The 3,264-nt window shown below is 61.1% G+C and carries 6 protein-coding genes; all 6 read left to right on the forward strand.

The features are described from left to right. A partial coding sequence (locus ACIQ2X_RS15815; RefSeq protein ID WP_396179938.1) for a hypothetical protein occupies positions 1 to 251 on the forward strand: 251 nt, incomplete at its 5' end. Beyond that, a complete protein-coding gene (locus tag ACIQ2X_RS15820; RefSeq protein WP_396179939.1) occupies positions 248 to 589 on the forward strand; it encodes a hypothetical protein in 342 nt (113 codons plus the stop codon). The genes ACIQ2X_RS15815 and ACIQ2X_RS15820, both read left to right, overlap by 4 nt. Before the next feature lie 121 nt (positions 590 to 710). After that, positions 711 to 1,409: a YdaU family protein gene (locus ACIQ2X_RS15825; protein ID WP_396179940.1), complete on the forward strand. Its 699-nt coding sequence runs from the start codon at positions 711 to 713 to the stop codon at positions 1,407 to 1,409. Continuing rightward, the gene (locus ACIQ2X_RS15830) at positions 1,409 to 1,759 is read left to right on the forward strand and encodes a hypothetical protein (RefSeq protein ID WP_396179941.1); all 351 of its coding nucleotides are present in this window, start codon (positions 1,409 to 1,411) and stop codon (positions 1,757 to 1,759) included. Before ACIQ2X_RS15825 ends, ACIQ2X_RS15830 begins: the two co-directional genes overlap by 1 nt. Next, positions 1,756 to 2,667: an AAA family ATPase gene (locus ACIQ2X_RS15835; protein ID WP_396179942.1), complete on the forward strand. Its 912-nt coding sequence runs from the start codon at positions 1,756 to 1,758 to the stop codon at positions 2,665 to 2,667. The genes ACIQ2X_RS15830 and ACIQ2X_RS15835 overlap by 4 nt, the downstream gene beginning before the upstream one ends. Before the next feature lie 8 nt (positions 2,668 to 2,675). Then, positions 2,676 to 3,140 carry a single-stranded DNA-binding protein gene (locus ACIQ2X_RS15840; RefSeq protein WP_396179943.1) on the forward strand — a complete coding sequence of 155 codons (465 nt, stop codon included), beginning with the start codon at positions 2,676 to 2,678 and terminating at the stop codon, positions 3,138 to 3,140. Positions 3,141 to 3,264: the final 124 nt, after the last annotated feature.

Genomic DNA, 3,264 nt, shown 5'->3' on the forward strand with positions numbered 1-3,264 from the left:
CTGTTGCCCAGCGGATTGACTCCCCGCTGATGGCTGGTGTTTGCCGCTGCCCTCATGGCGCGGCTTTTTTCTGCTCGCGTCGCAGCTCTTCGGCTCGGCGCTCCAAGTCTGCGGCCATCAGTGCAAACAAGCGCGTCAAGAACGCCTTGAGTGCGGCTGCTGCTTTTTCGCTTGAGGTGCTGTCCATGAATCAACTATCGCAAGGCCCTAACCGGGGATTCAAGCGGGGACAGGGTGAATTTTCACTATGAGCCATCAACTTGAACTACGCCTGATGGGCCGGCTGGACGCCCCTAGCGTCGTGCCTGACTCCCACATCAAGGCGTGCCAGTCATACCGCGATGCTGTGCGTCTGTGCTGGGCTCTGCGCCGCGTGAAGGCCATGACGACGCTGACGCTGGCCGAGGCTGCTGGATTCCCTGCTAACCACCGCAGCGACTACCTCAGCGACAACGAAGAGCGGCGTGAACTGCCCGCCAAGTACATCAAGGCTTTTGAGGCCGTGGCTGGAAACACCGCCATCAGCCAATGGATCGCGATGGGCGCAAAGCTCACCGTGCTTGAAGAACTGCAAGCGAGGGCCGCATGACCTACGCCGAAGCGCAACGCGCCTACAGCGTCCAGAAGGCCGCTTGGCTGGCCCGCAACCCCAACGCGACACCCGAGCAGATCGAGGCTGAGTGCCGCCGTATCGCAGAGAGGCTTGGCGTTTGAACTACTACCCGTTTCACGTTGGCGATTACGTGAGCGCAACCCGGCACCTTAGCTGGGAAGAGGACGCCGCGTTCCGCCGACTGCTCGACACCTACTACACGACGGAGAAGCCGATCCCGGCTGATCTGAAGCAGGCGTGCCGCCTTGTCGTCGCACAGACGGAGAGCCAGCGCGAGGCCGTTGCAACAGTGCTTGAAGAGTTCTTTGAACTGACACCGAATGGATGGATCAATCGCCGCGCAGATGCCGAGATTGATGCCATGCGCATCAAGCAGCAGAAGCAGCGTGACAAGGCCAACAAGCGTTGGGGCAATACCGCTGGCGAGGACGCGGCAATGCCACGGCATGACGAACCAGATGCCGCGGCATCAAAAAGCGATGCCGATGCAATGCCACCAACACCAACACCAACACCAACACCAAAGAGAGAGTCGCCACAGCGCCGCGCTTCGCGGCTGCCTGCCGACTGGACTCCGTCAGAAGCCCTCGCGGATTGGGCAAGGGATGAGCGTCCAGACCTGGACCCCATCAAGACCGCCGAGAGGTTCAGGGACTTCTGGACGGCCAAGCCCGGCAAGGACGCGACGAAGCTCGACTGGGACGCAACTTTCCGCAACTGGGTCCGGGCCGAGAAGGCGCAGCCGCCGCAAAAGCGGGCCGGTGGCGGGGATGACGTTTTCGCGGGGGCCAAGTGATGCGCGGCCATCAAGCCCTGATCGCAATGCGGCTTCGCGGCGTGTGCCCGTCTGCTGCATTCCTGACGGTCGGCACGGACCCGGACAAGCTCTGGCAGGACTGGCCCACAGCGAATCCCTGGAGCGTGATTGCCCAGATCGAGATTCCCGAGCGTGACGCGCTGACCAGCCTGGACTTCCGCTTCCTCGTCGGCCTGCCTGTGCATGTCCACGGCAAGGACGCTGACCGCACGCTGAAGGTGGCGCAGATGAGCTTGGATGCTGGCGCTAAGGCCGTCTGCGTGGTGACAACTGGCGACTTCAAGGGCGCCTACATCGGAGAAGGGGAGACGCAATGGCGGGACTTTTGAGCGCCGATGAAATCGACTTCGGCGCGTACATGCGCAGCACGGAATGCAAGGCCAAGGTACGCAGTGCTGCCGAGTTCGCGGACGACCTGATTGCCGAACTGGCGCCGCAGACCGACGCTAACCGCTCGCCGTCGATGTTCTCGACGAAGCTGCGCAACAGCATCGAATTCCGTCCTGGCGAGGTGACGGTATGGGCTGGGTACAACGGCCACCGCAAGTCTCTGCTGACGGGTCAAGTCGCTGCCGAGTTGTGCAAGCAACGCGTGAAGGTGCTGATTGCTTCGATGGAGATGGAGCCACGCCGAACCCTGGCTCGGATGGCGCGGCAGTTCTTCGGAACTTCGGACATTGGCCCGACCACTGCGCAGCGCTTTGCCGCGTGGACGGATGGCCGCCTGTGGCTCTTCGATCACGTTGGCCGAGTCCAGCCCGATCAGGTCTTGGCGGTGCTTTCGTACTTCGCCAACGAGCTTGGCGGGCAGCAGGTTTTCATCGACTCAATGATGATGGTCTGCGCGTCCGAAGAGAGCCTGGACGAGCAAAAGCAGTTCATGACTGACTTGGTTCGCAGCGCCCAAGAAACCGGGCTGCATCTGCATCTTGTCGCTCACTGCCGCAAGCCTCAAGACGAATCCAAGCCGCCGACGAAGTACGACCTTCGCGGGTCTGCCGCTCTGTCTGACCAGGCGCAGAACGTCATCACCGTCTGGGCCAACAAGCCCAAGCGTGCGGCTCTGGACAAAGACCCCAACGACTTCGACGCACAGAAGCAGCCTGACGCGGCTGTGACCATCGAAAAGCAGCGCAACGGCATCTTCGAAGGCCGCTTGGCGATGTGGTTTCACGAAACCAGTCTGAGATTTACCGACGACCGACTTACGCCAGTTGAGGCGTGGACTTTGAACTAGGAGCAAAAGTGGCAAACGACCTAAACCAATATCAATGCATTGGCCGACTCGGCAAAGAGCCCGAGGTGCGCTACATGGCAAACGGCAAAGCTGTCGCATCGTTTTCTGTGGCTGTCGGCTCAAGCTGGAAAGACGCCAGCGGCGAGAAGCGAGAAGAAACCGAGTGGGTGAACGTCACCGCATTCGACAAGCTGGGCGAAATCTGCGGCGAGTACCTGAAGAAAGGCTCGCAGGTCTACATCAGCGGCCGCCTCAAAACCGACAAGTACGAGAAGGACGGCCAGACCCGCTACAGCACGAAGGTGATTGCCGATCGCATGCAGATGCTTGGCGGCAAGACGGAAGGCGGGCAAGAGTCCGCAGCCCCGGCCCCGCGTCGATCAAACGCCCCAGGCTCAGCAGCCAGCTATGGCAGCGCAGGTGGCGAGCCGAAGACCGGCTTCGATGACATGGACGACGACATTCCATTCTGAGGGGCAGGACATGAAGCCATTTATCGCAGCACAAATCCTGGCCTACCTCCGCGCCAATCCGAACGGCACCTATGACGACATATCTGCCAAGTGCCGCCAGAACTTCGACAGCGTGGCGAAGGCT

Origin of the sequence: Flavobacterium sp. (assembly GCF_044368625.1) — a bacterium.
Taxonomy (GTDB): domain Bacteria; phylum Bacteroidota; class Bacteroidia; order Flavobacteriales; family Flavobacteriaceae; genus Flavobacterium.

Coding starts and splice junctions, on each gene's coding strand:
- ACIQ2X_RS15820 (WP_396179939.1), top strand. CDS start 248: ATGAGCCATCAACTTGAACTACGCCTGATGGGCCGGCTGGACGCCCCT.
- ACIQ2X_RS15830 (WP_396179941.1), top strand. CDS start 1,409: ATGCGCGGCCATCAAGCCCTGATCGCAATGCGGCTTCGCGGCGTGTGC.